This is a genomic window from Rhizobium indicum (assembly GCF_005862305.2).
Taxonomy (GTDB): Bacteria; Pseudomonadota; Alphaproteobacteria; order Rhizobiales; family Rhizobiaceae; genus Rhizobium; species Rhizobium indicum.
Genome location: NZ_CP054021.1, coordinates 2,208,273 through 2,235,189 on the forward strand (window position 1 = coordinate 2,208,273; position 26,917 = coordinate 2,235,189).

Consider the following 26,917-nt stretch of genomic DNA (forward strand, 5'->3'; position numbering starts at 1 on the left):
GCCGGGTTGCCCGGTAAGAGATGGCGGGCGAATTGACGATCAGTGATAAGAAACACACTGTCGGGCGGCTGAAGAGCCGCCCGCAGTTTCTTGCCGCGCGCGAGGGCGAAAAACGCCGGGGCGGCTTCTTCCTTCTCGAAGTCCTCGACCGGAAGGAACCCGACAGCCAGGCACGCGTCGGTTTTACAGTCACCAAAAAACATGGCAACGCGGTCGAACGGAACCGTATGCGCCGCCGCCTGAAAGAGGCGGTGCGGCTTCATGCGGGGTTTGCAATGCAGCCCGGACACGACTATGTGGTTGTCGCGCGCAGGGACGTGCTTGACGCGTCCTTCCAGGAATTGGCCGCGGAACTGAAATCCCGCGTGGAAACCAGGCCGAAACATCGGCGCTCCGGAGACGGACGCCCCAGGAACGTATGATGGAAAACAACCGCAATTATTTCATTGCGATCGCTCTCTCGGTGCTGATCGTCCTCGGCTGGCAGTTTCTCTATATGAACCCGCGCATCGAGGCCCAGCGCAAGGCGCAGGAAGCTCAGAAGGCGCAGCAGCAGACCGAGCAGGTGCAGCAGCCCGCAGCAGGCGGTCAGGCACCGGCCCAGACGAGCGGCGCTGCCCCTTCCGGCCAGGCGGCCGCGACGGCGACGCTCGAGCAGGCGTTGGCAAAGACCCCGCGCGTCGTCATCGATACGCCGGCACTTTCCGGCTCGATCAACCTTGCCGGCGCCCGTCTCGACGATCTGAAGCTCAAGGGCTATCACGAGACCGTCGACGACTCGAGCCCGATCATCACGCTGTTCAGCCCGGCGGAAACCAAGGACGGCTATTTCACCGAACTCGGCTATATCGGCAGCGACGCGACGGGCAGCGTTCCGGGTCCCTCGACGCTCTGGACCGCACCTGAGGGCGCCAAGCTCACCGAAAAGACGCCGGTGACGCTTTCCTATACCAATGACAAGGGCCTGACCTTCACCCGCACCATTTCCGTCGACGAACGCTACATGTTCACCGTCGCCGACAAGATCGAAAACACAGGCCAGGCGCCCGCTGCGCTGTCTTCCTACGGCCGCGTGACGCGTTACAACAAGCCGACGACGCCGTCCGTCTACGTCCTGCATGAAGGCTTCATCGGCGTGATCGGCGATGACGGCCTGATCGAAACCAAATATAGCGCCGTCGAGAAGGAAGCCGTGGCACCGGCGAAATCCACCGGCGGCTGGCTTGGCATCACCGACAAATATTGGGCGGCGACAATCGTTCCGCCGCAGAGTGCCGCCTATGAGGCGCATTTCTCCTATTTCGCCGATGGCCAGCCGCGCTATCAGGCCGACTACAAGGACGATGCCTTCACCGTTGCGCCGGGCCAATCGATCGAGCTGAAGAACCTCGTCTTCGCCGGCGCCAAGGAAGTGCCTGTTATCGACGGTTATGAGGCCAGCTATTCGATCCCGAAGTTCGACCGGCTGATCGACTGGGGCTGGTTCTATTTCATCACCAAGCCGATGTTCAAGCTGATGGACTTCTTCTTCCGCTACTTCGGCAATTTCGGCGTGGCGATCCTGTGCACCACCATCGTCGTCAAGGCTCTGTTCTTCCCGCTCGCCAGCAAGCAGTACGCTTCGATGGCGAACATGAAGCGCATGCAGCCGAAGATGGAGGAACTGAAGGCGAAATTCGCCGACGACCGCATGGGGCTGCAGCAGGCAACGATGCAGCTCTACAAGGAAGAAAAGATCAACCCGATCGCCGGCTGCTGGCCGGTGGCGCTTCAGATCCCGATCTTCTTCTCGCTCTACAAGGTGATCTACATCACCATCGAAATGCGGCACGCACCCTTCTTCGGCTGGATCAAGGACCTTTCGGCGCCCGATCCGACGACGATCGTCAATCTGTTCGGCCTGCTGCCTTTCGAGGGGCCGACGCTGCTGCACCTCGGCGTCTGGCCGCTGATCATGGGCGTCACCATGTTCGTGCAGATGCGCATGAACCCGACGCCGCCCGATCCGACACAGGCGATGATCTTCAACTGGATGCCGCTGGTGTTCATGTTCATGCTGGCAAGCTTCCCGGCCGGCCTGGTCATCTACTGGGCCTGGAACAACACGCTCTCGGTGGCGCAGCAGGGGCTGATCATGAAGCGCCACGGCGTCAAGGTCGAACTCTTCGACAATCTGAAGGGTCTGTTCCGACGAAAAGAAGCGCCGTCGAAATGACGCTTGCCAAGCCCCGCTCCGGCGGGGCTTTTCATTTCCGGGTGGCGGACGAAGGACACAAGGCATGCCGCGCAGGCGCCTGAAAAGCTTGACATCCGCCCGCAAAACCATGAAGCCCGGTAAAAGACCCAACCCAGAGATTGCAGAGCCCGCATGCCCGAAACCGAAAAGCCGCTCTTCGGCCACCCATGGATCTTCATCCGCGGCGTGCCGTCCCTGAACTTCCTGCCGCCGGAAGGGCCGCTGGAAGTGGCCTTTGCCGGTCGCTCTAATGTCGGTAAATCCTCGCTGATCAATGCGCTGGTCGGCCAGAAGGGCCTGGCGCGCACCTCGAACACGCCCGGACGCACGCAGGAACTCAATTATTTCGTGCCGGACGGTTATTCCGGCGAAGGCCAAGACCTGCCGCCGACGGCGATCGTCGACATGCCGGGTTATGGTTATGCGCAGGCACCGAAGGAGCAGGTCGACAAGTGGACCAAGCTCGTCTTCGATTATCTGCGCGGCCGCGCGACGCTGAAGCGCGTCTATGTGCTGATCGACAGCCGCCACGGCATCAAGAAGAACGACGACGATGTGCTTGATCTGCTCGACAAGGCCGCCGTCTCCTACCAGATCGTGCTGACCAAGACCGACAAGATCAAGGCGGCTGGCGTGCCGAAGCTCATTGCCGAAACGGCGGAAAAGATCCGCAAGCGCCCGGCCGCCTATCCCGGCGTGCTGTCCACCTCGTCCGAAAAGGGCGACGGGCTGGACGAACTGCGCCAGGCGATCGCCGAAACCGTCGGCATCGCCCGCTGGAAGTAGAGGGCGTAAGCGGCCCGGACGCGGCGACCTGTCTGGTGTAAAGGCCTCCGCGACACCTCAAAGTTGAATATGTTTCCAATTGAAAACTAAAGGTTGACGATGCAAGCTCGATGAGCTAGACATCGATCATCGAATTTTGCTTGCTGGCTTGGTTATCGCGCGATTGGCACCGCGCTCTGAACGAACTTCCTTTCAAAAATCGCTATCACCATCCGCATCGCCTTGGCGTTGCGGTTCTTCAATATTGCTATGAAAGGGTTCATCATCATGGCCACTGGCACCGTTAAATGGTTCAATTCCACCAAAGGCTTCGGCTTCATTCAGCCTGATAATGGCGGCGACGACGCCTTCGTTCACATCTCCGCCGTCGAGCGCGCCGGAATGCGCGAACTCGTCGAAGGCCAGAAGATTGGCTTCGACCTCGAGCGTGACAACAAGTCGGGCAAGATGTCCGCTTGCAATCTCCAGAACGCTTAAATCGGTATCGCTTCCCTTTGACCACGGATGTACTGGCACTGCCGGAAGCACGTTATCAATCCAAGGCCAGGCAATTTGCCTGGCCTTTTTTGTTTTCGCTCGCGCGTCGAGCCCATCCGTATCGGAGCCAACATGACAGAGACATACAGCAAATCTCGACAGCGGGCGGAGATTGCCTTCGGCAACGTCCAGACCCAGTTCTTCGCGAAGAACCAGGCGGCCGAAGAGCTCGAATCCGACGCCCAATCGCAACAGGCAAAGACGTTGCGGCTTCGGGAGGCCCGGCTTGCCAGGGAACAGAGTGACCGGGTGTCGGCAACCTCTGCCCTCGTTGCGAAACGCGCCAGGGCCCGCTGAGATCACAACCCGATCGCCAAGCCTCGAGATTTAAAACGCGTCTGAATCGACGGGCTTGCAGATCGCTCGCTGCAGCATGGGCGAAGGCGTGCTGACATTCACTCGCATCAAGGAAGCATCAATGGCAGAGACTCCGCAGGAACTTCAGTCGATCAATACTGCCTGGCAGATCGCCATTCAGGAAATTCTGCGCATGGTGATCAGAGACATGTATCACGGCGGCGGCGAGGCTTCGTTCAAGACGCATATCAAGCGTATCGAAGAAGCGGCCGTCGACAGTATTTACACGGATTTGCGGCTGCGCGGGACTGATGAATGGACGGAAGTGCTGGTCAAGGAAAGGGCGAGCAATTTCGTTACGACCCTGCTGACGTCATTTACCTATGACCGGGCTTAAATCACCCTGTGGCAGGAAATCGATGGACGTGCCGCCGATCAACGCTTGCGTCCCAGCAGTTTTTAAAGCAACCCTAGTTCTCCTGCTGTGCGGGAAAAGCCGCGTCCAAGAGTAATATTTGATGACCGATAGCAAAGACCAGCCGATTTCGCCGGAAGGCGTCGGCAACTTGCCCCATCTTGCCGAAGCCCTTGATGACGACCGGTTTCGACACTTTCTCGATCATGTGCCATTCGCGGTGGCTGTCTCAGAACTCGGTGGCGACGAGCCGCTGGTTTATGTCAATCTCGAATTCGAACGGCTGACGGCGCTTGAGGCAACCGAGGTCCAGGGAAAACCCTGGCCGGAAATTAAATTGAACTCCACCGCCGTCTCCGGAGAGGTGCCGCTCACAGCCGCGGTGACCTCTGCGGAAGAGTATGTTGGTGCCTTCTCGCTCGCCGCCGAACCCGAGAGCACCGTCATTATCGATGTTTGGTCGAATACGATCGTCGACGATGATGACACCCCACTCTTCCGATTGGTGGCCTTTGCTGCCCGCAATGAGGCGACGGCCGCTGAGAGCTTCAGCGAACTGCTGACGGAGAAAGATGTCCTTCTGCGGGAACTACAGCATCGCGTGAAGAACAATCTTCAGATGATCACGGCGCTCATCCGAATGGAGGCGCGCAATGCTCAACAGAATGAGGAAAGCGAAAGGTTTGCACGGCTTGCCGGGCGGATTGAAGCCTTGGCCCTGCTCTATCGCTCGCTGTCAGACGAAGAGAAAGGCGCCACAGTCGATCTTGGTACCTATGTCAGCCAGATTGCCGCCTCGGTGATGGCGGCCCATGCCGTGGAAGGGATCCGGCTGGACATGAAGGTCGATACCTGGCCGGTTTCGGTCGATGTCGCCATGCCGGCCGGCCTCGTCATCAACGAACTCCTCACCAATACGCTGAAGCATGCCTTCTTGGGGCGCGATGGCGGCGAAATCACGCTCCGCTGTGTCGTCAGCGATACCGGGTGCAGGATCACCGTTGCTGATAACGGGGTCGGTCTTCCCCAGGATGTGACCTGGCCGCAGCCGGGAAAGCTGAGCGCGATGATCGTACAGTCGCTGAAACAGAATGCCCGCGCCGAGGTTGAAGTAAGCTCATCCCCTGACACCGGCATGAGTGTTTCCCTCGTCTTCCCGAGAGCTGAAGTGGCCCAATAGAGCGCCGCGCGTCTTTTCAGACGCGCTAGGGACGCTCTATCACTTTGAATCTGCGCGTAATCCTTTCCGAAAATCGATTCCGATTTTCGGGGTTATGCGCTAGCCACCTCATCAATTGTGTTTGGGGCGCCCTTAGAGCGGTTCAGCTTTTTATGGAAGCGCAGAACCGCTCTAACCTTTTGTTTTTGCGCAATTCCGGACGGAAAACCGCTCTGCACTTTTCCTGGAATTGCTCTAGGAGCGCCCCAATGCATCTGCCGATACGAGCGGGCCTACATCTTCGGCAGCAGCACCTTGTCGACGACGTGGATGACGCCGTTCGACTGTTTGACGTCGGCGATCGTCACATGGGAAACGCGGCCGTTTTCATCGGTCAAGGTGATCTTGCCCATGTTTTCCTTGGCTTTCAGCACGCAGCCGCCGACGGTCTTGATGTCGTGCTCGCCTCCGTCATCCTTGATCATCTTGGCGACGGTCTTGGCCATCGCATCGGCGGCAACGACGTGGCAGGTCAGAACCTTGGTCAGCGTTGCCTTGTTTTCCGGCTTCAGCAGTGTATCGACGGTGCCCTTCGGCAGGGCGGCGAAAGCTTCGTTGGTCGGCGCAAAGACGGTGAAGGGGCCTTTGCCCTCGAGCGTGCTGACCAGGCCGGCTGCCTTGACGGCTGCGACCAGCGTCGTGTGATCCTTGGAGTTCACGGCGTTCTCGATGATGTTCTTGCTATCGAACATCGCCGCACCGCCGACCGTCGGGTTTTTCGCGGCGGCAAAGGCGACAGCGGACATGGCGGCGGCGAGCGCGAAGCCGCGCAATACGGACTTGATCATGATTTTCTCCTCACCGGATACAGTCCGCCGGCTTTATGCCTGAGCGTCGTCCGGACATTTCGAACTACGGAGGGCCGCGCCGAAGAGTTTCAGACAGGAGAAATGATTTATGACCGACACGATCATGACCGGTGCGATTAGGGTCGGCGCAGGGGGCCGCTTGCGATCACCGGACCGGTTGCCTGGCCGGTCGGCGAACCGCCGAAGGGTTCGAGACTGACGGCAAGCGTTGCGCCATCGGCTATCATGCTGCGCAGTTCGGCGGGAATGACAAGTTCACCGCTTTCGCCCGGCTGGAAGACGCCGAGCGATCTCGTCATGCCGCTGCCCGGGACCAGCCAAAGTTCCAGCGACTTCTCCTCCGGCTTGCCGGCGGCGACCGGCACGATCTTCAGCCGGCCGCTCTGAAGCTCGTAGGAGGCAAGAAGATTGATGGTGCTGTTCTGGCCCGAAAGCGAGGCCACCAGGGGTGCAGGCCCCTGCGGCTCCGGCACCACGCCGGAGGCGAAGATGACGGCGCTGACGGCGACGACGATGCAGGCAAAGCTCAGCGAGCGCCAGAAAACGGCTGAATTCCAGAGCCCCTGCGAAAAGGATGGGGGCTTTTGGCCATCGCCGAACAGCCGCGCCTCGATCTGCTTGAAGGTTTCCCGGTTCGGAGCAACGCCTTCATACTCGTCGTTGAAGGAAGAGAGGTTGGTTTCCCAGCGGCTGACGATCGCAGCGAAGGGGCGGTCGTGGCGCATGCGCTCTTCCACCACCCGGCGATCCTGCAACGACAGGACGCCAAGCACATATTCGCCGGCGAGAACCTCGTCGCGGGAGCGGTCTCCCTTGCTTTTGTCGGGCGATGTCATCGTTCCATGCACTCTCTCAGTTTCAAGAGGCTGCGTCTGAGCCAGGTCCGCATCGTGTTCAGCGGGACACCAAACTGATCGGCCAGTTCCTGATAGCTCAGCCCTTCGACATAAGCCCGTTTCACCGCGACCGCACGATCAGCTTCCAACTCTTCCATGCAGGTGTCAATCCGCCTTCCTTCATCCTTGGTCACCGTCTGCATTTCCGGGTCGGGTCCGGCATCGGCAAGATCGTAGACCGTGTCCAATTCGTCGGCGACGGGCTTGCGCGCCCGCAGCGCATCGATCGACCGATTGCGGGCGATCGCCGCCAGCCATGCCGAGGACGAACCCGAGGCGACGGAGAAGCTGCGAGCGCGTTGCCAGATGCTGATATAGACTTCCTGCAGAGCTTCTTCGGCTTCCGTGCGATCCTTCAAGATACGCAGGCAGATCGAAAAAAGTTTCGGTGCGGTCTGATTGTAGAGGGCCACGAAAGCCCTGCGATCGCCGAGTGCGACGCGGCCGATCAAGTCTGCGATCTCATCGCCTTGCATGCCGTTCCTCATCTCAAGCTTGCGTGCGCCAGACGGTAACGGCGTCCGGCTCCGCGACAGATACGAAAAACTATTGCCCTCTGGATTATTCCCTCTGTCAGAAACTTGCGATAAAAGGCCGCGAACAATTCTGCGGGGTTCCCATGAACGAAACCGAAAGCGAAATGCAGGCACGGCTTCTGGCCAAGGCACTGCCCTTCATGCAGCGTTACGAGAACAAGACGATTGTCGTGAAATATGGCGGCCACGCCATGGGCAATCCCGAGCTCGGCAAGGCCTTTGCCAGCGACATCGCGCTGTTGAAGCAATCGGGCGTCAACCCGATCGTCGTTCATGGCGGCGGCCCGCAAATCGGCGCCATGCTGAGCAAGATGGGCATCGAATCGAAATTCGAGGGCGGCCTTCGCGTCACCGACCAGAAAACGGTCGAGATCGTCGAGATGGTGCTCGCCGGCTCGATCAACAAGGAAATCGTCGCGCTCATCAACCAGACCGGCGAATGGGCGATCGGCCTTTGCGGCAAGGACGGCAACATGGTCTTCGCCGAAAAGGCGCGCAAGACCGTGAAGGATCCGGATTCGAACATCGAGCGCGTGCTCGATCTCGGTTTCGTCGGCGAAGTGGTCGAGGTCGACCGGACGCTGCTCGATCTGCTTGCCCGCTCCGAGATGATCCCGGTCATCGCGCCCGTGGCGCCTGGCCGCGACGGCGCCACCTACAATATCAATGCAGATACCTTCGCCGGCGCCATTGCCGGTGCGCTGAACGCAACCCGGCTGCTGTTCCTGACCGATGTGCCGGGCGTGCTGGACAAGAACGGCCAGCTCATCAAGGAGCTTTCGGTCGCCGAAGCACATGCGCTGATCGCCGATGGCACGATCTCGGGCGGCATGATCCCCAAGGTCGAGACCTGCATCGATGCGATCAAGGCCGGCGTGCAGGGCGTCGTTATCCTAAACGGCAAGACCGCCCATTCCGTGCTGCTCGAGATCTTCACCGAGCACGGCGTCGGAACGCTGATCGTTCCCTGAACCAGGCTGCGCCCTTCACTTGCGAAGAGCGGATCTTCCTGACGCGGAAACAGGGTATCGAGGAAACAAATGCGCCTGACAGACTGCTATAATTTTCACGATTTCCGGCGCATGGCTAAACGGCGTCTTCCCGGACCGATATTCGACTATATCGACGGCGGTGCCGATGACGAGGTGACGTACCGGCGCAATACCGCGGCCTTCGAGGCCTGCGATCTGGTGCCCGACGTTTTGCGCGGTGTGGCCGATGTCGACATGTCGGTGACTGTCATGGGCCAGAAGCTCGCAATGCCGGTCTATTGCTCACCGACAGCGTTGCAGCGGCTTTTTCACCACCAGGGGGAGCGGGCGGTCGCGGCGGCGGCGGCAAAACACGGGACGATGTTCGGCGTCTCCTCGCTCGGCACGATCAGCCTGGAGGAAGCGAGACGGATCAGCAACGGGCCGCAGGTCTATCAGTTCTATTTCCACAAGGACCGCGGCCTCAACCGCGAGATGATGGCGCGAGCAAAAAATGCCGGCGTGCAGGCGATGATGCTGACGGTCGACAGCATCACCGGCGGCAACCGCGAGCGCGACAAGCGCACGGGCTTTGCCATTCCCTTCAAGCTCAATCTTGCCGGCATGACCCAGTTCGCGATCAAGCCTTCCTGGGCGATCGACTGGCTGACTCATGAGCGCTTCCGGCTGCCGCAGCTCGAAAACCACGTCAAGATGGATGGCGGCACGCTGTCGATCAGCCGATACTTCACCGAGATGCTGGACCCCTCGATGTCGTGGGACGACGTGGCGGAGATGGTGCGCGAATGGGGCGGGCCATTCTGCCTGAAGGGCATCATGTCGGTGGAAGACGCCAAGCGCACCGCCGAGATCGGCTGCAGCGGCATCGTGCTTTCCAATCATGGCGGGCGCCAGCTCGACGGCTCGCGCAGCGCATTCGACCAGCTGGCCGAGATCGTCGACGCCGTGGGCGACCGGATCGACGTGATGATGGATGGCGGCGTGCAGCGGGGAACGCATGTTCTTAAAGCGCTGTCGCTGGGGGCGAAGGCCGTCGGGCTCGGGCGCTACTATCTCTTCCCGCTTGCCGCTGCCGGACAGCCCGGCGTCGAACGGGCGCTGGAGACGATGCGCACCGAGATCGAGCGCGGCATGAAGCTGATGGGCTGCACCTCGGTCAGCCAGCTCAGCCGGCGGAATCTTCGCTTCCGTTCCTGAGCGGAATGGGATGTCATTCCAGGCCGCAGCTTTCGCACCAGATCTGCGGCCCTCAGGCATTCGACGTCAAAGCGGGCTATAAATCGCCGCCGCCTCCTGTTTCAACTTTTCCATCATCGACCGGTAAGGCCCCGGACCATAACTGACACGGCCGACGCCGAGCTTTGCCAGCGTCTTCACATCAGGGGCGCCTGTCCGCATCATGATGTTGACCGGCAGCGGCGATGCGGCGCAGATCTTTTCGATCAAGGCGGGATCGATCAAGCCAGGCACGAAGAAGCCGCTGCCGCCTGCGGCCGCATAGGCCTTGCCGCGCTCGATCGCCTCGTCCACCAGACCAGCATGTTTGGAAAGATCGCTCTCGGCCAGGAAGAGATCGGTGCGGGCGTTGATGAAGAAGGGAATGCCCTTGCCTTCCGCCATGGCGCGAATGGCGCGGATGCGGGCCGCCTGCCTCTCGGCCGGATAAAGCCCGCCACCGCCGACCACCTGATCCTCGAAATTGATGCCGATAGCGCCGACCTCCACCAGCTTGGCGACATTGGCGGCCGCACCCTCAGCCTCGGCCGAATAGGCGCCTTCGAAATCGACCGAAAGCGGCAGGTCGATGACAGCGGTGATGGATTTCGCGGTCTCGACCAGCACCGACATCGGCAGCTTCTCGCCGTCGGCATAACCATGGGCAGCCGCGACCGACCAGCTTCCTGTGGCAAGCGCCTTGGCGCCGCCATCGGCGACGGCCTTGGCCGTGCCGGCATCCCAGATATTGTAAAGAACAACCGGGGCGCCCTTGCGATGCAATGCGCCGAATGCCTTGGCCTTTTCGTTCTGGTTCATGCTGTCTCCTCCATCTTTGCTTGCGTGCTGATCTTCTCTTCATGCCGCAGCAGCCATTGCTTGCGCCAGAGCCCGCCGCCATAGCCGGTCAACGAACCATCCGCGCCGAGGATGCGATGGCAGGGCACGATGATGGCAAGCTGGTTGGCGCCATTGGCGCGGCCGACAGCACGCACCACTTCCGGCCTTTCCATTTCCCTTGCGAGATCGCCATAGGCGCGCGTCTGGCCAGCAGGAATCTCCATGAGCTTTGCCCAGACATGTTTTTCGAAGGGTGTGCCGCCGGGCGCCAATGGCGTCTTGAAGACGGTGAGCCGTCCTTCGAAATAATCCCGGATCTCCGCCGCGATCTGATCAATCGCCGGCGTGCGGCCGATCGCGACCGACGAGCGGATGCGCTTCTGCAGCGCCTCGAGCTCGGTCGGCAGCGCCTTACGGTCGTGGAATTCGAGAAGATGCAGATGCGTCTGGTCGGCGACGGCTATCATCGGCCCGAGCGGGGTGTCGAACCAGTCGGCAAAGAGCAGTTCGCGGTTCTGCGACAGCGCCGGCGCCTTGCCGACCAGCCGCTGGAAAGCCGCCCGGAAACCGCTTGGGGAGTCATATCCCGCATCGAGCTGCGCATCGATGACGCGCGCGCCATCGGCCAGTTGCCGGGCCGCTTCACCCAGCCGGCGATAGCGGACGATATCGTGGAAGGTCATGCCGAGCGCCCGCTTGAAGGCGCGACGCACGGTCGAGGGATCGTGGCCTCGGCGCACAAGCTCATCTTCGGTCCAGCGCAGCTGCGGCTCACGGTCGAGCGCGGCAAGCAGCTCATCGACGATCGGCTCCCTGCCCGGCTGCTCCAGCGGCCTGCAGCGCTGGCACGGGCGGAAGCCGGAATGCATGCAGGCGGCGATCGTATCGAAAAAGAGCGTATTTTCCCGCTTCGGCTTACGCGCCGGGCAGGTCAGGCGGCAGAAGATGCCGGTCGTCTTCACGCAGACATAGGCTTGCCCCTCATAATCGGCACTGCGTGCGATCAGGGCATCATAGAGCGTATCATCATCGGGGCGTACGAAAAGCATGACCGCTTTCTAGCATTCAGTGCCGGCGCCGTCCGCCGAAAATCGGGCGTCTATTCTCTCTTGTCGATTTCCTTGGCGGATAAGCCGTGCCATAAGACCGCCATGACCAAGATCGACCGCACGCCTGATAAGACCGATTTCGAGCACGTCACAGACTGGGTCTTCGACCTCGACAACACGCTCTATCCGCATCATGTCAATCTCTTCGCGCAGATCGACAAGAACATGACCGCCTATGTTGCGGCACTCCTGAAGATGGAGCGGGAAGAGGCGCGCAAGCTGCAGAAGCAATATTACCTCGATCATGGCACGACGCTGCAGGGCCTGATGATCCATCACGGCATCGACCCGAACGACTTCCTCGAAAAGGCGCATGCGATCGACTACACGGCGCTGACGCCGCAGCCGGAACTCGGCGAGGCGATCAAGGCGCTGCCGGGGCGCAAGTTCATCTTCACCAATGGCAGCGTCAAGCATGCCGAAATGACGGCGGAGGCGCTCGGCATTCTCGAACATTTCGACGACATCTTCGATATCGTCGCCGCCGACTACGTGCCGAAGCCGGCGCAGGCGACCTACGACAAGTTCGCGGCGCTGAAGCGGGTCGAAACCACCAAGGCCGCCATGTTCGAGGATCTACCGCGCAACCTGACGGTGCCCAAAGCGCTCGGCATGCAGACCGTGCTGCTGGTGCCGCGCAATCTGGAAGAGACGGTCGTCGAATGGTGGGAAAAGACCAGCGGCGATGAGGATCACATCGATTTCGTCACCGACGACCTTGCCGCTTTTCTCGGCAAGATTACCGGCTGAAGCATTACCAAGTTTTCACTTAGCTTACCGATGTTTAACTGGGTCTTGCGGACCTGCTGCCATAGCTTCTTTCGTGAGGGGACACCTTACGAAAGGCAAACACGATGTACCGCAACAAGCTGATACTGGCAGCGCTTTCCTCCACCCTCATCTTCGGCGCAGCCGCCGGAGCCGGCTATGCAGCGCCCGGTGACGGGCCGCGTCAGCACCCCGGCAGGCACGGTCCCATGCACGGTCCGGGGCCTGCCGCCTTCCGCGAAATCACGTATGTCAGAATGCTCAAGCAGTTCGACACCAACAAGGACGGACAGATCTCCAAGGACGAGGCGACCGCCGGCATCGACAAGATCTTCGCTGCGATCGACACCAACAAGGACGGCTCGCTGACCCCAGGCGAAATCGGCGCATACCAGAAAGCGCAGATGCAGGCGATGAGAGATCAGCGCAAGCAGGATGCCAGCAATAACAAGGATGTGAAGACCGCAGACGCGACGCCTGATAATAACGACCAGGGCCGGCCGCCTCAGGGTGGTCACGAGGGTCGTGACGGACATCGCTGGATGCGCCATGGCGGCAACATCATGCGTGCCTCGATCATGATGCACCGGGTCGACACCGACCAGAACGGCCAGATTTCCAAACAGGAAGCTGAAGCCGGCATGGACAAGCTGTTCACTCGAATGGACCGCAACAAGGACGGCGTCATCTCGATCGACGACATGCCGGACCGGCCACTTCTCTAAAGCCAAGCGACGACTTGCCCTCGCCTTTCCCCGGCTCGACGGGGAGAGGCTCCGCAGTTTGTGCCTCTGAAGCGCCTATTCGCGGTGTTCGTAGAAATCCTGGACGATCTTCCAAGCGGCTTCTGCCGTATCCACGAAGCTGATCAGCTTGACGTCGTCGGGCGCGATCGTGCCGAATTCGGCCAATGCCTCGAAATTGATAATGCTCCTCCAGAAGGTCTCGCCGAAGAGGATCAGCGGCAGGCGCTCCATGCGGCCGGTCTGGATCAGCGTCAGGCATTCGAAGAATTCGTCGAGCGTGCCGAAGCCGCCCGGGAAGACCGCGATCGCCTTGGCGCGCACCATGAAATGCATCTTGCGGATGGCGAAATAGTGGAAGTTGAAGCTGAGCTCCGGCGTCACATAGGCGTTCGGCGCCTGCTCGTGCGGCAGCACGATGTTGAGGCCGATCGAAGGGGCGCCCTCGTCGGCTGCGCCGCGATTGCCGGCCTCCATCACTCCGGGGCCGCCGCCGGTGACGATGACATATTCGTGGAAATTGAAGGTGGCAGAATATTTCGAGCAGAGCCGGGCGAATTTGCGCGCCTCGTCATAATAGACGGAAGCTGCCTCCAGGTTGACGCGCTGGATGTCGTTGCGGGCTGCCCAGGCGCTCTGGCCGGGGGCGGGAATGCGGGCGCCGCCGAACATGACGACTGTTGATTTGATGCCGCGTTCGGTCAGCATCATCTCCGGCTTCATCAGTTCCAGCTGCAGGCGGATCGGCCGCAGCTCCTCACGGCAGAGGAAATCCTCGTCGACATAGGCAAGGCGATAGGCAGGCGACATCGTCTGCGGAGTTTTCGGCACGGCTTCGGCGCGCTGCCTGTCGGTCGAGCTGCTCTTCAGCGGGTCCCATACGCCATCCTTGCGCCGCGAACCGCCGTTTCGTCCCTTCGCCATGTCGAAATGCCTTTCAGTATTGCCGGCCACCAAGCCGGATATGTCGCTATAACGCCTTGAATCCAGATATGATCTTGTCGGAAAAATCATTCCGTTCTACGGCTTCATGCTGTAGAGCAGGATACATCCCTGCCAACCGCATTCCGGAGACCCCGCCGTCTCCACGATAAAGATCGAAGTTTAAGGAATTCTCATGAGCGCCACCGACCTCGCATCCCTCGAAAAGATCATCGAAGCCGCCTTCGACAATCGCGACAATGTGAACACGTCGACGAAGGGCGAGGTTCGCGATGCGGTCGAAGCAGCGCTCGATCTGCTCGATGCCGGCAAGGCCCGTGTCGCCGAACGCTCCGCCGACGGCGCCTGGTCGGTCAATCAATGGCTGAAGAAGGCCGTGCTGCTGTCCTTCCGCCTCAACGATATGGACGTGGTCAAGGGCGGTTCGGGGAACTCGACCTGGTGGGACAAGGTTCCCTCGAAATTCGAGAACTGGGGCGAGAACCACTTCCGCGCCGCCGGTTTCCGCGCCGTGCCGAACTGCGTCGTGCGCCGCTCGGCTTACATCGCCCCGAACGCCATCCTGATGCCCTCCTTCGTCAATCTCGGCGCCTATGTCGGCGAAGGCACGATGGTCGATACCTGGGCGACGGTCGGCTCCTGCGCGCAGATCGGCAAACATGTGCATCTCTCCGGCGGCGTCGGCATTGGCGGCGTGTTGGAGCCGATGCAGGCGGGCCCGACGATCATCGAGGACAATTGCTTCATCGGCGCCCGTTCCGAGGTGGTCGAAGGCTGCATCATCCGCGAGGGCTCGGTGCTCGGCATGGGCGTCTTTATCGGCAAGTCGACCAAGATCGTCGACCGCGCCACCGGCGATGTGACCTACGGCGAAGTGCCGCCCTATTCCGTCGTCGTCGCCGGCTCGATGCCGTCGGGCAATGCGACGATGGGCAACGGCCAGCCGGCGCCGCATCTCTACTGCGCCGTCATCGTCAAGCGCGTCGATGAAAAGACCCGATCGAAGACCGGCATCAACGAGCTGCTCAGAGATTGATGACACCGGGACGTTGATCCGGTAAACAGACGGCGTCTTTTACGCGAGGCGGCCCCGCCTTGCCATGTCTTTGCCATTCCCGCCGGATAGTTCGACCGCCATGACCGCTACCGACCCCGTCGCCAATCTCCAGACGCTGATTCGCTGCCCGTCCGTGACGCCCGCCGAAGGCGGCGCACTGTCGGCGCTGGAGGCGATGCTTGCGCCGCTCGGCTTTTCTGTCGACAGGGTGAAGGCGAGCGAAGCCGGAACACCCGACATCGAAAACCTCTATGCCCGCCTCGGCAAGGATGGCCCGCATCTGATGTTTGCCGGCCATACCGATGTCGTGCCGGTCGGCGACGAAGCCGCCTGGACGCATCCGCCGTTTGAGGCCCAGATTTCGAAGGGCGAGCTTTTCGGCCGCGGCGCCGTCGACATGAAGGGCGGCATCGCCTGTTTCGTCGCCGCCGTCGCCCGCCATATCGAGAAAAACGGGCCACCGGCCGGCTCGATCTCCTTCCTCATCACCGGCGACGAAGAAGGTCCGGCGATCAACGGTACGATCAAGCTGCTGCAATGGGCGGCCGAGCGCGGCGAGCGCTGGGATGCCTGCCTTGTCGGAGAGCCGACCAATCCGGACAGGCTCGGCGACATGATCAAGATCGGCCGGCGCGGCTCGCTGTCGGGTAAAATCACCGTTCACGGCGTGCAGGGCCATGCCGCCTATCCGCATCTTGCCGACAATCCGGTGCGCGGCATGCTGCAGCTGACCCAGGCGCTGATGGACCCGCCGTTTGACGGCGGCACCGACGATTTCCAGCCGTCGAACCTCGAAGTGACCACGGTCGATGTCGGCAATCCGGCGACCAACGTCATTCCGGCCAAGGCATCGGCAAGCTTCAACATCCGCTTCAACGACAGCTGGACCGTCGAAAAGCTGCGTGCCGAAATCCTGCGCCGTCTCGATGCCGCCGCCCGGGATGGCGCCTTGCGGCCGGGCCGCCAACCGGTGGCCTATGATATCGTCTGGGCCGATCGGCCGAGCCATGTCTTCCTGACGCGCAACAATGCGCTGATCGCCTCGCTGTCTTCAGCCGTCGAAAGCATTTCCGGCCAGTCGCCGCGGCTTTCGACCACCGGCGGCACATCGGATGCGCGCTTCATCAAGGATTATTGCCCGGTCGTCGAGTTCGGCCTCGTCGGCCAAACGATGCACATGGTCGACGAGCGCGTCGCTGTCGCCGATCTGGAGACGCTGACGGCAATCTACGAAACCTTCATCGCCCGCTGGATCGCCAATGCCGGGCTTTAGGGAAGTTCAATATTACCTGGCCGGCCTCTGGCTGCTGATCCGGCTGGATCCGCGCGGCTTCCGCTACCTTGATATGTCCGAGCGCGGCGTCAACCGTTCGTTCTGGGCGATGCTCTGGTGCCTGCCGCCGATGGGTATTTCCTGGCTCTGGTGGCGACAGGCCTTCCTGCGGGCGATGCCGCCGGAAGCCGATGTCGATTTTCCCTTCTATATCAGGCTCGGCCTCGTCGAGGTCGCCAACTGGTTCGTGCCGCTGGTCTTTGCCGGGTTTCTGCTGCTTGCCGTCCGCATGGGCGAGCGTTTCGCCCCGGTCGTCGTCAGCGTCAACTGGCTCGGCGTGCCGCTTTCCTATATCAACGGGCTGCTGCTGGCGCTGGTGTTCTTCCTGCCCGGCTCCGTCGGCCTCGTCTCGCTGCTGCTGCTCGCCTTCATGCTGGCGCAGGTCTTCGTGCTGGCGCGCATTCTCCGGATGATCTGCCACGGTCATGCGCTGATGGTCGGGGCGCTGACACTGGTGCTGCTCGTGCCATCGATGATCCTTTCGGAATATCTGCAGCACTTCCTCGGCATCTATCCCGTCTGAGTAAACTTACGAGGGATCGTCAGCATCCCCGTCATTGGCATCGGTATCGGTAACCGGCCTTCGGCGGTCGGGGATCACGTCGGGATAATCCACCTGCATGAAATAGAGTCCGTCCGGCGGCGCCACCGGGCCGCAGGCCTTGCGGTCGCGCGCCTTAAGCGCCGCCTCGACATCATCAGGCGTCCATTTGCCTTCGCCGGCGAGCTTCAGCGTGCCGGCGAAGGAACGGATCTGGTTGTGGAGAAAACTCTGCGCCGTGGCGCGGATCTCGATCAGCTCGCCATTGCGCGTCACATCCAGCCGGTCGAGGGTACGCACCGGACTGTTTGCCTGGCAATGGGCGGCGCGGAAGGTGGAGAAATCGTGCTTGCCGACCAGCCTCTGGGCGGCAGCATGCATGACCTCGTGGTCGAGCACTTTCGGCACCCACCAGGCCTTGCCGGCTTCGAGCGCCAGCGGCGCCCGGCGGCTGACGATGCGATAGAGGTAATGGCGCCGCAGCGCCGAAAAACGCGCATCGAAGAACTCGGGAGCCACCCCGACGTCGAGAATGGAGACGCGCTCGCCGGCAAGCCTCAGATGCGCGTTCAACGCATTCTGCAGCTGGTAGGGCGACCACTCCTTCGAAAGATCGGCATGGATCACCTGCCCCATGGCGTGGACGCCGGAATCGGTACGGCCGGCGCCGCGCACCAAGACCGTCTCACCGGTCAGCGAAAGCACCGCCGCCTCGATCGCGCCCTGCACCGAGTGGCCATTTTCCTGCCGCTGCCAGCCGACATAGGGGCCGCCGTCATATTCGACGGTCATGCGGAAACGCGGCATCAGGAAAGCCTCGTGCCCGCCGCAAGCGGCGTGCCCCTGAGGAAATCGGCGGCCGCCAGCGGCTTGCCGCCGGCCTTCTGCAGCCTGGTCAGCCGCACCGCGCCCGAGCCGCAGGCGACCACGAGATCATCGGTCAGCAATCGCCCGGCAGCACCCTGCCCCTCAGCCAGTTCGGACGCCAGCACCTTCACCCGCTCCGGCTTGCCGCCGATCTCAAGCTCGAACCAGGCACCCGGAAACGGCGCCAGGCCGCGGATGTGATTGTGCACGTCGCTGGCATCCCTGGAAAAATCGATGCGCGTCTCGGCCTTGTCGATCTTGGCGGCATAGAGCACGCCGTCTTCCGGCTGCGGCGTCAGCGGCAGGTCGTTCATTTCGAGTTTCACCATGGCTTCCGCCATCGCCTTGGCGCCGACCAGCATCAGCCGGTCGTGCAGTTCGCCAGCCGTCATGTTCAGGCCGATCTCGATCTCGCGGGTGAGTGCGACGGCGCCGGTATCCAGGCCCTTGTCCATCTTCATCACCATCATGCCGGTCTTTGCGTCGCCGGCCATGATCGCCCGCTGGATCGGTGCCGCACCCCGCCAGCGCGGCAGCAGCGAGGCATGACCGTTGTAACAGCCATCCCTGGTGCCGTTCAAAATCGCTTCCGGCAGCAACAGTCCGTAGGCAACGACGACGCCGACATCGGCATTCAGGCCACGAAACCTCTCGCGCTCCTCGGGGTCTTTGAAATTGACCGGGGTGAAAACCGGCAGGCCGAGCAGTTCGGCCGCCTGATGCACCGGCGATTTCTGCAGATCGAGGCCGCGCCGGCCGCCCGGCCGTGGCGGCTGCGTATAGACCGCAACGATCCTGTGGCCGGCATCGACGAGCAGGCGCAGGGTCGGAACCGAGAACTCCGGGGTTCCCATGAAGATGATACGAAGAGACATTTTATATCGCCAATTGAGGATCAACCGTCTTCAAACGGGTTTACGAGCTTGAGATCAAGCCCTTCGAATTCTCTGGTGTTGCGGGTCGCAAGCGTCGCGCCGTTTTCAAGGCAGATGGCGGCAATCATGGCATCCTGGACCGAAATCGGCCGCCCCATGTTTTCACGTTTCGCCCGCAAGCGACCGGTTGCCATGGCCGTTTCCGAATCCCAGCCGGCGATACGATCGCGAAACTGGCCTTTCACCAAATTCTCGATCGCGCGAAAGAAGCGGTCCGATCCTGTCTTCAAGAAAACCCTTTCGGCTCCGTAAATCTGCTCCATCAAGCCAACCGTGCAAAGCCAGATTCTCGCGCCATCCTGCCGCAACATCCAGGCCTTCACCTTTTCATTCGGCACTGGCCTGGCGAACTCGGAAATCACATTCGTATCGAGAACGATCATTCGAAATCCTCGAACGGCCGGCCGAAATCCTTTTTCCGCGCGGCCTCGATTTCGTCCATGATTGCAGCAAATTCATCGTCGACTGCGTTTTCGCTGACGAAAGCGGCGCGTATTGCTTCATACGCCGACAGAGTCTCGGGCTTTGCCTCGGTTTTTCTTTTCAGCGCTTCCCGCAAAAGCTCCTTGGCCTCGTCGGAAAGGCTGTTTCCGCTCCGCTGCGCCGATTCCGCAATGTCTCGCTTCATTGCGTCGGAAATATTTCTGATCAGAAAATCACCCATACGGCGCCTCCATCATGATATCAGTGATATCATAGTGCGTCGCCGGTGAATTTTCAACGTAGCGTCAGAGCGCCTTGGACTTCGCCGCCTTGGTGAATTTCTTGATCACCATCTCCCGCTTCAGCCGCGAGATGTAATCGATGAACAGCACGCCGTTCAGGTGGTCGATCTCGTGCTGCAGGCAGGTGGCGAGCAGGCCGTCGGCTTCCACGGTCTGTTCCTTGCCGTTGCGGTCGAGATATTTGACCGAGACGACAGCCGGGCGCTCGACCTCAGCATAATAATCCGGAATCGAAAGACAGCCTTCCTCATAGACGGAACGCTCGTCGGACGATTTGACGATCTCAGGATTGATGAAGACCTGCGGCTGCTTTTCCTCGCCCTCGCGGGCGATGTCGATGACGAGCACACGGCGCGGCACGCCGATCTGGATGGCGGCAAGGCCGATGCCTGGCGCGTCGTACATGGTTTCCAGCATATCGTCGGCAAGACGCTGCAGGTCGGAATCCAACCGCTCGATCGGCGTGGACAGCTGGCGGAGAACGGGATCGGGAAGAATGATGAGTGGCTTGATGGTCATGGCGTTCCCATAACCCATCTTTTCCGACTATGGAATTATCCGGCAGGCGGGGAATACGCTTTTTTGCATCCCCGCCTGGAATTTCGCCATATTCGCCTCACGCCGCCCGGCGGGCACTGGTGGCGGAACGGCCTTCCGGCCGGGCGCGGAAACGCCGCAGCAGCTCGATCAGGGTCTCCACCTCGTCCTTCAGGCGGCGGGTTTCTGCTGAAGAGTGCTCGACCATGTCCGAATTCTGCTGGGTGATCGCACCCATGTTGCGGACGGCGAGGCTGACCTCGTTGACGCCGGTCGCCTGATCGCGGGCAGCGGCGGCGATATCGGCGACGAAACGGTTGATGATGTCGATGCGGCTGATCATGTCGTTCAGCGCTTCGCCGGTGCTGGAGACGATGCCGACGCCCTGATTGACCTGCGTCGAGCTCTGCGAAATCAGGTTCTTGATCTCCTTGGCCGCTTCCGCGGTGCGTTGCGCAAGCTGGCGGACTTCCTGGGCGACGACGGCAAAACCCTTACCGGCATCACCGGCACGCGCCGCCTCGACGCCCGCGTTCAGCGCCAAGAGGTTGGTCTGGAAGGCGATCTCATCGATGACGCCGATGATCTTGGAGATCCCGGTCGAGGATTTCTCGATGCCGGCCATCGCCGAGACGGCGCTGGTGACGAGTTCGCCGGAGTTCTTCGCCTTCTCTTGCGTCTCGCGCACGGCATCCGACGCCTTCTCGGCGTTGGCGGCCGTCTGGCCGACGCTGACGGACAGCTGCTGCAGGGCGGCCGAACTCTCCTCGACGCCTGCCGCCTGCTGGGCAGTGCGCAGCGCTAGATCGTTGGTCGCATTGGAAATGACGTCGGCACCGCTCATGATATGGCCAGAAGTCTCGCGCACGGAGGCGAAGGAGTGGCTTAGCGCCCTGACGGCGCGGTTGTAATCCTCGGCCATCTGCCGGAAATTGCCCGGCAGGTCGGACGGCAGGGTGGCTTCGAGATCGCCGTTCGACAGCGCTTCCAGACCGCGGCGCAGTTGCTCCAGCGCGATCGCCTGATCGGATTCGGCCTTAGCGCGCTGCTCTTCCAAAGCGCGGCGCTTTGCTTCGAGCGTCTCGAGATAGACCGAGATGGAATAATCCATGTCGAGCATGCCTGATTTGATGACGGCCGACAATTTCTCGGCCAATGCTTTGCCCTCTCGGCGCGCGAAGATCGACGGCCACTGCTTCTCCATGATGCCCTTGACCAGCTCGGACATGACGATGGCGTAGCCGCCAATATACCAGCGCGGCTCCAGCCCGATGCGGGCGTGCGTCCGGCCGACCGCGGTCACGCCGTTGACATAGCTCTCGTCGAACGCGCCGCCGGCGAGATTGGCCCAATGGTCCTGCTGGCGCTTCTTGGCATGGCCGACATGGTTCTTATCGGCGAAGAAGCCTGCGACAGCCGGGGTCTTGGCGATCTTGGCGTAGAATTTATCGAGGGCGCCGCCGATCAGCTCTGATATGACAGGGCGCAGATCCCGCATCGACTTGCGCGCTGCCTCATCCAGTTCGATGAAATCGAGGCGCTGCCTGAGGGCACTGTCTGTCTGCTGGGCGGTCATGGAGATCTCTGTACTTGGCGCGACGCACGCGGGAAGGAATTTCTGCGCCGCAGGTTTTGGCCAATATGGTTGAGCAATCGTTAAATCGGACGGCGATTTCTTCTCCCCGAGCGAGGAAGAGCGATAGCTTGGAAGGATATTGAGGGCGGCTCATTCCGTTCACGTTTTGATCTATATCTCGCCGTTTCTTCTGTTATGCTTGCGGCATGACCATCCATACCGAATCGCTCGCCCTTGCCCTTGCTTCGATCAGCCCGACCATGCTGGCGCTTGTCGGCGGCGTTCTCGCCGCCCTCGCCCTGCTGGTGATCGTGCTTCTCCTGCGCGGCGCCAGCCTTCGCCGCGAGCAGGCGGAGGAAGCGAGCTTTCGCGCTGAGGAAAACGAAGCGCGCATGGCCGAGCTTTTGAAGATCCAGGCGGAGATGCAGGGCCGCATCGCGGCGATGACCGAGGTCTTCGGCGCGCGGCAGAGCGAACTCAACCAGACGATCAGCCAACGCCTCGACGGCATGTCGCAGCGCGTCAGCTCGACGATCACCGAGCAGACCAAATCGACGCATGAGAACCTGCAACGGCTGCAGGAGCGGCTGGCGGTCATCGATGCCGCGCAGAACAATATCCAGACGCTCGCCAAGGATGTCGTCGGGCTGCAGGCCATTCTGTCCAACAAGCAGACGCGCGGCGCCTTCGGCCAGTCCAGGATGGAAACGATCGTCGCCGACGGTCTGCCGATGGGCGCCTACGCCTTCCAGCAGACGCTGTCCAACGGTTCGCGGCCGGACTGCACGATCCGCATGCCGAACGGCGCGCCGCCGCTGGTGATCGACGCGAAATTTCCGCTCGAAGCCTGGAACGCGATCCGCGACGCCGGCAGCCCCGAAGCCGGCAAGATCGCCGGCCAGCAGTTCCGCCGCGACATGGAGGTCCATATAAGGGACATTTCCGAGAAATATCTGATCCAGGGGGAAACCCAGGATACTGCCTTTCTCTTCGTGCCGTCCGAATCGATCTTCGCCGAGATCCACGAGCACTTCGAGCCGGTGGTGCAGAAGGCGCACCGCGCGCGCATCGTCATCGTCTCGCCATCGCTGCTGATGCTGTCGATCCAGGTCATCCAGGCCGTGCTCAAGGACCAGCGCATGCGGGCGCAGGCGCATCTGATCCAGGGGGAAGTGGCGATCCTGATGGACGACCTCAGCCGCCTCGATGAGCGGGTGCGCAAGCTGCAGGGCCATTTCGCCATGGCACAGAAGGATATCGACATGGTGGTCACGTCAGCCGACAAGCTCACCAAGCGCGGCGCCAGGATCGAAGCGCTGGAATTCGAGGCCGGCGGCGGCGATGCCAAGCCTGCCCGCGACAGCGAAGCTGCGGCCAAATCGGTGGAAAGCCGCACCGGTCTTCTGAAGCTCCGGGTGGTTGACGAGGAGTGACCGCTTCGGGCAGTGTCTCGCCCGCATGAAATAGTAGGAGCATGATGTCGCTCGCATGCTCCATAAGATGGGACACATTCATGATCACAGTTTTCGGGTCCATCAACATGGATCTCATCGCCACGACCGAGCGCCTGCCGAAGCCCGGCGAGACGGTGGCCGGCAACGGCTTTGCCACGGCCGCCGGCGGCAAAGGCGCCAACCAGGCGCTGGCAGCGCGCCGCGCCGGCCGCTACGTGCATATGGCCGGCGCCGTCGGCAAGGATGCTTTCGCCGCGGAGGCGCTGGCTCTGCTTGATGATGCGGGCACCGACCTTTCTCTGATCAAACATGTCGACGGTCCCACAGGCACGGCGCTGATCCTTGTCGGCGGCGATGGCGAAAACATGATCGCCGTCGTTCCCGGCGCCAATGGCCAGGTCACGCCTGCCGATGCCGAGACGGCGATCGGCCGCATGGACGAAGGCGATATCCTGATGCTGCAGCTCGAAGTGCCGGCTGCGGCCGTCGAAGGCGCGCTGTCGGCGGCCCGCGCCAAGGGGATCACCAGTATCCTCAACCTCGCGCCGCTGATCCCAGATGCGGCCCGCCTCGGCCGGCTCGCTGATATCGTCATCGCCAACGAGACCGAGTTCGAGCGGCTCGCCGGGCAGGAGGGCATGGACGCGCAGGCGCGCGAGGCAGCCCTTGTGCATCTGCATGCGGAGACGGGCCAGACGCTGATCGTGACGCTCGGCGCCGACGGGGTCATCGCCATTCGCGACGGGTCGATTTCGAGGGCGCAGGGTCTCAAGATCGAACCTGTCGATACGGTCGGCGCCGGAGACACTTTCTGCGGCTATTTCGCTGCCAGCCTCGACGACGGCCTCGATTTTGTCTCGGCGCTGCGCCGTGCGGCGGTTGCCGGTTCGCTCGCCTGCCTCAAGGCCGGGGCGCAACCGTCGATCCCTTTGAGCGAGGAAGTCGCAGACAGGATATAGTTCGCGTCTCTTTGCGAAACGGCCGCCGGAACGCCCTGTAATTCAGGGCGTTCCGGCGATTTTCCTGGCCCCGATCGATAGAGTTTTCATTCAAATTTAAGAGATTTCCGGCGATGTTCCTCATGGCCGCCGGCGCCTCCCACTTTCTGGAATCCGGCCGTCCAAGCGGCTGCTCCATGATGGGGCGAAGCCTTTGCTCCTGCGCCGGAGAATGCCCGTTCGGCGCATCCTTGCCCGAGGACCCCATGTTCATTTTTCGCATGAAATCGCTTGCCGCGAAACTCATCGTCATCACCGGCATCGCCATCGCGCTTGTTCTCATCGTTTCGAACTTTTTCCTCATCGGCCAGACCCGGGATCGCGTCCAGACGCTGACGATGGATCAGGCCAACCTCGAGGCAAAGTCGATCGCCAATGAAATTGCGGCCAATGTCGGCGAGCTCGCCAGCGCCGCCCGCACCATGTCGGGCGTCATCGGCCGCGGCCATGAAGGCAAGTCGCTCGATCGCAAGGGCATGATCAACGTGCTGAAGGCCAATCTCGAGCAGAATGCCTTCGCCTTCGGCAGCTGGTTCTGCGAGCAGCTCGGCGCGCTTGACGGCAAGAGCACCGAGATCGCCAACAACAATGACGAAGGCACCAACAAGAACGGCGCCTTCACGCCCTACTGGTCGAAGACCAAGGACGGCGGCATCCAATATTCGACCTTCGACAATGATTATACCGCCGCATGGTGGAAGCTCGCAGCCGACAGCGGTAAGGGCGCGATCACCACGCCCTATATGGCCGAAGGAACCGACGTGCCGACGCTGCTGACCTCGATTGCCTATCCGGTCATGTCTGATGGTAAGATGATCGGCGTCGGCGGCGTCGATATTTCGCTGAAGTCGCTGACCGACAAGCTGCAGGCGCTGCATCCTTTCGGTTCGGGCCGCGTCACGCTGCTGTCGCAGGCCGGCAACTGGATCGTCGCGCCGATCCCCGAGCTGATGACCAAGGAATATGACGGCGAGGGCGCCGATATCGTCAAGTCGGCGCTGTCGAGCAAACAGCCCGGCCTCGTCAGGAACCTCACCTATGATGGCCTCGATCCCTTCGATCGCGTCGTCTATCCGTTCGCGGTCCCCGGCGTCAACGCCACCTGGGTCGTGCTCGTCGACGTGCCGCACACGGCAATCAACGCGCCGGTGCGAGACCAGACCTATATGATGATCATCAACGGGCTGATCGTGCTTGGCGCCGTCATGCTGGCGCTCTATTTCGCCATCCGCTCTTTCGTGCAGCGGCCGCTCGGCGGGCTGGTCGCCAGCGTCAAGGCGCTGAGCGACGGCCAGTATGGCGAACCGGTCGCCGCCCAGGACCGCAGCGACGAAGTCGGTTCTGTCGCCAAGGCGCTCGAAGGCTTCCGCTTCACCCTCGCCGACAGCCGCCGCCTCGAAGACGAGGCCGCCGACCAGCGGAAGGCGGCCGAGACCGAGCGCAGCCGCTCGGAATCGGAACGCCAGGAATCGGTGTCGCTGCAACGCCATATCGTCTCGATCGTCGGCGCCGGCCTTTCCGCGCTGTCGCAGGGCAATCTCAGCCACCGCATCATCGACGAATTCCCCGGCGAATACGGCAAGCTGAAACAGGATTTCAACGCCGCGCTCGCGAGCCTCGAAGAGACCATCAACACGATGAACCTCAGCGTCGCCAATATCGGCTCCGGCACCGGTGAAATCAGCAACAGCGCTTCCGACCTCGCCAAGCGCACCGAGCAGCAGGCAGCCAGCCTGGAAGAGACGGCGGCCGCGCTCAACGAGCTCACCGCGCAGGTCGATTCCAGCGCCGAGAATGCGCGCACGGCGGCCGACAGCGTCAACCTCGCCTGCCAGGATGCCGAAAAGTCCGGCGAAGTGGTGCAGAAAGCGATCGCCTCGATGCAAGGGATCGAGCAGTCTTCGACGGAGGTTTCGCGGATCATCGGCGTCATCGACGAGATCGCCTTCCAGACCAACCTGCTCGCCCTGAACGCCGGCGTCGAGGCGGCCCGTGCCGGGGAAGCCGGCAAGGGTTTTGCCGTCGTCGCCCAGGAGGTGCGTGAACTCGCGCAGCGTTCGGCCAACGCCGCCAAGGAGATCAAGACGCTGATCAACAGTTCGGCCGTCCAGGTCAAGGAAGGCGTCGATCTCGTCGGGCGCGCCGGCGGCACGCTACACAAGATCGCCGAACAGGTGATGGGCATCAACGATCTCATCCGGCAGATCTCGGCATCGGCCAGCGAACAGGCTGTCGGCCTGAAGGAAATCAACCAGGCCATGAACCAGATGGACCAGGTGACGCAGCAGAATGCAGCCATGGTAGAGGAAGCGACCGCTGCCAGCGTCGCACTCAACGACGAGGCACAGACGCTGAAGGCGCTCGCCACACGCTTCAACGTCTCGGGTTCGGGCAACGCCGCGGCCCTTGCCTCCGTCGCGCAAAAGATGCGGGCACCGGCGACTTCAGCCCTTTCGCCTCGCGCGAGCGCCCCGGCGGTCCGCCGCCCCGTTGCCCCGTCGCGCGGATCCGCTGCCGTGGCGCAGGACAGCTGGGAAGAGTTCTGATCGTTCAG

General features: G+C 61.7%; 29 protein-coding genes. 17 read left to right on the top strand and 12 right to left on the bottom strand.

Going from position 1 to position 26,917, the window contains the following annotated elements; genetic code table 11:
• Nucleotides 1-20: 20 nt before the first annotated feature.
• The 7 genes from rnpA (at nt 21) to FFM53_RS10990 (ending at nt 5,451) form a co-directional block, all read left to right on the top strand.
• Nucleotides 21-422 (top strand): ribonuclease P protein component, encoded by a 402-nt coding sequence (gene rnpA, locus FFM53_RS10960; protein WP_138332340.1) that lies wholly within the window; start codon nt 21-23, stop codon nt 420-422.
• Complete coding sequence (gene yidC / locus FFM53_RS10965; RefSeq protein WP_138332339.1) at nt 422-2,215, top strand: membrane protein insertase YidC; 1,794 nt, start codon at nt 422-424, stop codon at nt 2,213-2,215. The genes rnpA and yidC overlap by 1 nt, the downstream gene beginning before the upstream one ends.
• Nucleotides 2,216-2,368: 153 nt before the next feature.
• Complete coding sequence (gene yihA / locus FFM53_RS10970) at nt 2,369-3,022, top strand: ribosome biogenesis GTP-binding protein YihA/YsxC (RefSeq protein ID WP_062939810.1); 654 nt, start codon at nt 2,369-2,371, stop codon at nt 3,020-3,022.
• 267 nt (nt 3,023-3,289) lie between these two features.
• A complete protein-coding gene (locus FFM53_RS10975; RefSeq protein ID WP_003545000.1) occupies nt 3,290-3,499 on the top strand; it encodes a cold-shock protein in 210 nt (69 codons plus the stop codon).
• Nucleotides 3,500-3,631: 132 nt separating this feature from the next.
• Nucleotides 3,632-3,856, top strand: a complete 225-nt coding sequence (locus FFM53_RS10980) for a hypothetical protein (protein WP_024323875.1) — start codon at nt 3,632-3,634, stop codon at nt 3,854-3,856.
• 121 nt (nt 3,857-3,977) lie between these two features.
• Nucleotides 3,978-4,253 (top strand): hypothetical protein, encoded by a 276-nt coding sequence (locus FFM53_RS10985; protein ID WP_003556110.1) that lies wholly within the window; start codon nt 3,978-3,980, stop codon nt 4,251-4,253.
• A 121-nt stretch (nt 4,254-4,374) separates the two neighbouring features.
• Nucleotides 4,375-5,451, top strand: a complete 1,077-nt coding sequence (locus tag FFM53_RS10990; protein ID WP_138388318.1) for a sensor histidine kinase — start codon at nt 4,375-4,377, stop codon at nt 5,449-5,451.
• Between the two features lie 272 nt (nt 5,452-5,723).
• Here the strand turns inward: FFM53_RS10990 and FFM53_RS10995 are convergent, their stop codons facing one another.
• The 3 genes from FFM53_RS10995 to FFM53_RS11005 all read right to left on the bottom strand — a co-directional run bounded on the left by FFM53_RS10995 (nt 5,724) and on the right by FFM53_RS11005 (nt 7,671).
• Entirely contained in the window at nt 5,724-6,278 is a 555-nt protein-coding gene (locus FFM53_RS10995) for a fasciclin domain-containing protein (RefSeq protein ID WP_138388319.1), read from the bottom strand.
• 137 nt (nt 6,279-6,415) lie between these two features.
• Nucleotides 6,416-7,135, bottom strand: a complete 720-nt coding sequence (locus FFM53_RS11000; RefSeq protein WP_131719561.1) for an anti-sigma factor — start codon at nt 7,133-7,135, stop codon at nt 6,416-6,418.
• A complete protein-coding gene (locus FFM53_RS11005; protein ID WP_138332336.1) occupies nt 7,132-7,671 on the bottom strand; it encodes a sigma-70 family RNA polymerase sigma factor in 540 nt (179 codons plus the stop codon). Before FFM53_RS11005 ends, FFM53_RS11000 begins: the two co-directional genes overlap by 4 nt.
• A 143-nt stretch (nt 7,672-7,814) precedes the next feature.
• On the opposite strand from FFM53_RS11005, the gene argB reads away from it, so the two are divergent.
• Complete coding sequence (gene argB / locus FFM53_RS11010) at nt 7,815-8,702, top strand: acetylglutamate kinase (protein WP_011650234.1); 888 nt, start codon at nt 7,815-7,817, stop codon at nt 8,700-8,702.
• Nucleotides 8,703-8,771: 69 nt separating this feature from the next.
• On the top strand, nt 8,772-9,920 hold the full coding sequence (locus FFM53_RS11015) for an alpha-hydroxy acid oxidase (RefSeq protein WP_138388320.1): 1,149 nt from the start codon (nt 8,772-8,774) through the stop codon (nt 9,918-9,920).
• Nucleotides 9,921-9,986: 66 nt separating this feature from the next.
• On the opposite strand, the gene FFM53_RS11020 is transcribed toward FFM53_RS11015, so the two are convergent.
• Both FFM53_RS11020 and FFM53_RS11025 read right to left on the bottom strand, forming a co-directional pair.
• Nucleotides 9,987-10,757, bottom strand: a complete 771-nt coding sequence (locus FFM53_RS11020) for an isocitrate lyase/PEP mutase family protein (RefSeq protein WP_138332334.1) — start codon at nt 10,755-10,757, stop codon at nt 9,987-9,989.
• Entirely contained in the window at nt 10,754-11,827 is a 1,074-nt protein-coding gene (locus tag FFM53_RS11025) for a bifunctional transcriptional activator/DNA repair enzyme AdaA (protein WP_138388321.1), read from the bottom strand. Before FFM53_RS11025 ends, FFM53_RS11020 begins: the two co-directional genes overlap by 4 nt.
• Nucleotides 11,828-11,929: 102 nt before the next feature.
• On the opposite strand from FFM53_RS11025, the gene FFM53_RS11030 reads away from it, so the two are divergent.
• Nucleotides 11,930-12,637, top strand: coding sequence for a pyrimidine 5'-nucleotidase (locus FFM53_RS11030; protein ID WP_138388322.1), 708 nt, complete (start codon nt 11,930-11,932; stop codon nt 12,635-12,637).
• A 104-nt stretch (nt 12,638-12,741) separates the two neighbouring features.
• A complete protein-coding gene (locus tag FFM53_RS11035) occupies nt 12,742-13,380 on the top strand; it encodes an EF-hand domain-containing protein (RefSeq protein WP_138388323.1) in 639 nt (212 codons plus the stop codon).
• A 75-nt stretch (nt 13,381-13,455) separates the two neighbouring features.
• On the opposite strand, the gene FFM53_RS11040 is transcribed toward FFM53_RS11035, so the two are convergent.
• The gene (locus tag FFM53_RS11040; protein WP_138332330.1) at nt 13,456-14,322 is read right to left on the bottom strand and encodes an LOG family protein; all 867 of its coding nucleotides are present in this window, start codon (nt 14,320-14,322) and stop codon (nt 13,456-13,458) included.
• 193 nt (nt 14,323-14,515) lie between these two features.
• Between FFM53_RS11040 and dapD the strand changes: the two genes are divergently transcribed.
• The 3 genes from dapD (at nt 14,516) to FFM53_RS11055 (ending at nt 17,253) form a co-directional block, all read left to right on the top strand.
• Nucleotides 14,516-15,376, top strand: a complete 861-nt coding sequence (gene dapD, locus FFM53_RS11045; protein ID WP_138388324.1) for a 2,3,4,5-tetrahydropyridine-2,6-dicarboxylate N-succinyltransferase — start codon at nt 14,516-14,518, stop codon at nt 15,374-15,376.
• Nucleotides 15,377-15,476: 100 nt separating this feature from the next.
• Complete coding sequence (gene dapE, locus FFM53_RS11050; RefSeq protein WP_138388325.1) at nt 15,477-16,670, top strand: succinyl-diaminopimelate desuccinylase; 1,194 nt, start codon at nt 15,477-15,479, stop codon at nt 16,668-16,670.
• Nucleotides 16,657-17,253 carry a hypothetical protein gene (locus tag FFM53_RS11055; RefSeq protein WP_138332327.1) on the top strand — a complete coding sequence of 199 codons (597 nt, stop codon included), beginning with the start codon at nt 16,657-16,659 and terminating at the stop codon, nt 17,251-17,253. The genes dapE and FFM53_RS11055 overlap by 14 nt, the downstream gene beginning before the upstream one ends.
• 6 nt (nt 17,254-17,259) lie before the next feature.
• On the opposite strand, the gene truA is transcribed toward FFM53_RS11055, so the two are convergent.
• From truA to FFM53_RS11085, 6 genes are all read right to left on the bottom strand, one after another.
• Nucleotides 17,260-18,078 (bottom strand): tRNA pseudouridine(38-40) synthase TruA, encoded by an 819-nt coding sequence (gene truA, locus FFM53_RS11060; protein ID WP_138388326.1) that lies wholly within the window; start codon nt 18,076-18,078, stop codon nt 17,260-17,262.
• Nucleotides 18,078-19,013 (bottom strand): methionyl-tRNA formyltransferase, encoded by a 936-nt coding sequence (gene fmt, locus FFM53_RS11065; RefSeq protein ID WP_138388327.1) that lies wholly within the window; start codon nt 19,011-19,013, stop codon nt 18,078-18,080. Before fmt ends, truA begins: the two co-directional genes overlap by 1 nt.
• Nucleotides 19,014-19,033: 20 nt before the next feature.
• Complete coding sequence (locus tag FFM53_RS11070) at nt 19,034-19,456, bottom strand: type II toxin-antitoxin system VapC family toxin (RefSeq protein ID WP_138388328.1); 423 nt, start codon at nt 19,454-19,456, stop codon at nt 19,034-19,036.
• Nucleotides 19,453-19,737: a FitA-like ribbon-helix-helix domain-containing protein gene (locus FFM53_RS11075; RefSeq protein WP_062943809.1), complete on the bottom strand. Its 285-nt coding sequence runs from the start codon at nt 19,735-19,737 to the stop codon at nt 19,453-19,455. Before FFM53_RS11075 ends, FFM53_RS11070 begins: the two co-directional genes overlap by 4 nt.
• Before the next feature lie 64 nt (nt 19,738-19,801).
• Complete coding sequence (def, locus tag FFM53_RS11080; protein ID WP_138388329.1) at nt 19,802-20,317, bottom strand: peptide deformylase; 516 nt, start codon at nt 20,315-20,317, stop codon at nt 19,802-19,804.
• A gap of 97 nt (nt 20,318-20,414) precedes the next feature.
• Entirely contained in the window at nt 20,415-21,911 is a 1,497-nt protein-coding gene (locus FFM53_RS11085; protein ID WP_138388330.1) for a globin-coupled sensor protein, read from the bottom strand.
• A gap of 206 nt (nt 21,912-22,117) precedes the next feature.
• On the opposite strand from FFM53_RS11085, the gene FFM53_RS11090 reads away from it, so the two are divergent.
• The 3 genes from FFM53_RS11090 to FFM53_RS11100 all read left to right on the top strand — a co-directional run bounded on the left by FFM53_RS11090 (nt 22,118) and on the right by FFM53_RS11100 (nt 26,909).
• Complete coding sequence (locus tag FFM53_RS11090; RefSeq protein WP_138388331.1) at nt 22,118-23,344, top strand: DNA recombination protein RmuC; 1,227 nt, start codon at nt 22,118-22,120, stop codon at nt 23,342-23,344.
• Nucleotides 23,345-23,424: 80 nt separating this feature from the next.
• Entirely contained in the window at nt 23,425-24,324 is a 900-nt protein-coding gene (locus FFM53_RS11095; protein WP_138388332.1) for a ribokinase, read from the top strand.
• Nucleotides 24,325-24,569: 245 nt separating this feature from the next.
• A complete protein-coding gene (locus FFM53_RS11100) occupies nt 24,570-26,909 on the top strand; it encodes a methyl-accepting chemotaxis protein (RefSeq protein WP_138388333.1) in 2,340 nt (779 codons plus the stop codon).
• The last annotated feature ends 8 nt before the right edge of the window (nt 26,910-26,917 follow it).

What these genes read in the sequence shown, in the direction of transcription:
- FFM53_RS11040 (WP_138332330.1), bottom strand. Translation starts at nt 14,322, where the DNA reads ATGGCGAAGGGACGAAACGGCGGTTCGCGGCGCAAGGATGGCGTATGG.
- fmt (WP_138388327.1), bottom strand. Translation starts at nt 19,013, where the DNA reads ATGTCTCTTCGTATCATCTTCATGGGAACCCCGGAGTTCTCGGTTCCG.
- FFM53_RS11055 (WP_138332327.1), top strand. Translation starts at nt 16,657, where the DNA reads ATGCCGGGCTTTAGGGAAGTTCAATATTACCTGGCCGGCCTCTGGCTG.
- FFM53_RS11085 (WP_138388330.1), bottom strand. Translation starts at nt 21,911, where the DNA reads ATGACCGCCCAGCAGACAGACAGTGCCCTCAGGCAGCGCCTCGATTTC.
- FFM53_RS11095 (WP_138388332.1), top strand. Translation starts at nt 23,425, where the DNA reads ATGATCACAGTTTTCGGGTCCATCAACATGGATCTCATCGCCACGACC.
- FFM53_RS10980 (WP_024323875.1), top strand. Translation starts at nt 3,632, where the DNA reads ATGACAGAGACATACAGCAAATCTCGACAGCGGGCGGAGATTGCCTTC.
- FFM53_RS11025 (WP_138388321.1), bottom strand. Translation starts at nt 11,827, where the DNA reads ATGCTTTTCGTACGCCCCGATGATGATACGCTCTATGATGCCCTGATC.
- FFM53_RS10990 (WP_138388318.1), top strand. Translation starts at nt 4,375, where the DNA reads ATGACCGATAGCAAAGACCAGCCGATTTCGCCGGAAGGCGTCGGCAAC.
- FFM53_RS10985 (WP_003556110.1), top strand. Translation starts at nt 3,978, where the DNA reads ATGGCAGAGACTCCGCAGGAACTTCAGTCGATCAATACTGCCTGGCAG.
- FFM53_RS11030 (WP_138388322.1), top strand. Translation starts at nt 11,930, where the DNA reads ATGACCAAGATCGACCGCACGCCTGATAAGACCGATTTCGAGCACGTC.
- yidC (WP_138332339.1), top strand. Translation starts at nt 422, where the DNA reads ATGGAAAACAACCGCAATTATTTCATTGCGATCGCTCTCTCGGTGCTG.
- FFM53_RS11000 (WP_131719561.1), bottom strand. Translation starts at nt 7,135, where the DNA reads ATGACATCGCCCGACAAAAGCAAGGGAGACCGCTCCCGCGACGAGGTT.
- FFM53_RS11020 (WP_138332334.1), bottom strand. Translation starts at nt 10,757, where the DNA reads ATGAACCAGAACGAAAAGGCCAAGGCATTCGGCGCATTGCATCGCAAG.
- FFM53_RS10995 (WP_138388319.1), bottom strand. Translation starts at nt 6,278, where the DNA reads ATGATCAAGTCCGTATTGCGCGGCTTCGCGCTCGCCGCCGCCATGTCC.
- yihA (WP_062939810.1), top strand. Translation starts at nt 2,369, where the DNA reads ATGCCCGAAACCGAAAAGCCGCTCTTCGGCCACCCATGGATCTTCATC.
- argB (WP_011650234.1), top strand. Translation starts at nt 7,815, where the DNA reads ATGAACGAAACCGAAAGCGAAATGCAGGCACGGCTTCTGGCCAAGGCA.
- FFM53_RS11070 (WP_138388328.1), bottom strand. Translation starts at nt 19,456, where the DNA reads ATGATCGTTCTCGATACGAATGTGATTTCCGAGTTCGCCAGGCCAGTG.
- FFM53_RS11100 (WP_138388333.1), top strand. Translation starts at nt 24,570, where the DNA reads ATGTTCATTTTTCGCATGAAATCGCTTGCCGCGAAACTCATCGTCATC.
- rnpA (WP_138332340.1), top strand. Translation starts at nt 21, where the DNA reads ATGGCGGGCGAATTGACGATCAGTGATAAGAAACACACTGTCGGGCGG.
- dapD (WP_138388324.1), top strand. Translation starts at nt 14,516, where the DNA reads ATGAGCGCCACCGACCTCGCATCCCTCGAAAAGATCATCGAAGCCGCC.
- truA (WP_138388326.1), bottom strand. Translation starts at nt 18,078, where the DNA reads ATGCCGCGTTTCCGCATGACCGTCGAATATGACGGCGGCCCCTATGTC.
- FFM53_RS11035 (WP_138388323.1), top strand. Translation starts at nt 12,742, where the DNA reads ATGTACCGCAACAAGCTGATACTGGCAGCGCTTTCCTCCACCCTCATC.
- FFM53_RS11075 (WP_062943809.1), bottom strand. Translation starts at nt 19,737, where the DNA reads ATGGGTGATTTTCTGATCAGAAATATTTCCGACGCAATGAAGCGAGAC.
- dapE (WP_138388325.1), top strand. Translation starts at nt 15,477, where the DNA reads ATGACCGCTACCGACCCCGTCGCCAATCTCCAGACGCTGATTCGCTGC.
- def (WP_138388329.1), bottom strand. Translation starts at nt 20,317, where the DNA reads ATGACCATCAAGCCACTCATCATTCTTCCCGATCCCGTTCTCCGCCAG.
- FFM53_RS11090 (WP_138388331.1), top strand. Translation starts at nt 22,118, where the DNA reads ATGACCATCCATACCGAATCGCTCGCCCTTGCCCTTGCTTCGATCAGC.
- FFM53_RS10975 (WP_003545000.1), top strand. Translation starts at nt 3,290, where the DNA reads ATGGCCACTGGCACCGTTAAATGGTTCAATTCCACCAAAGGCTTCGGC.
- FFM53_RS11005 (WP_138332336.1), bottom strand. Translation starts at nt 7,671, where the DNA reads ATGCAAGGCGATGAGATCGCAGACTTGATCGGCCGCGTCGCACTCGGC.
- FFM53_RS11015 (WP_138388320.1), top strand. Translation starts at nt 8,772, where the DNA reads ATGCGCCTGACAGACTGCTATAATTTTCACGATTTCCGGCGCATGGCT.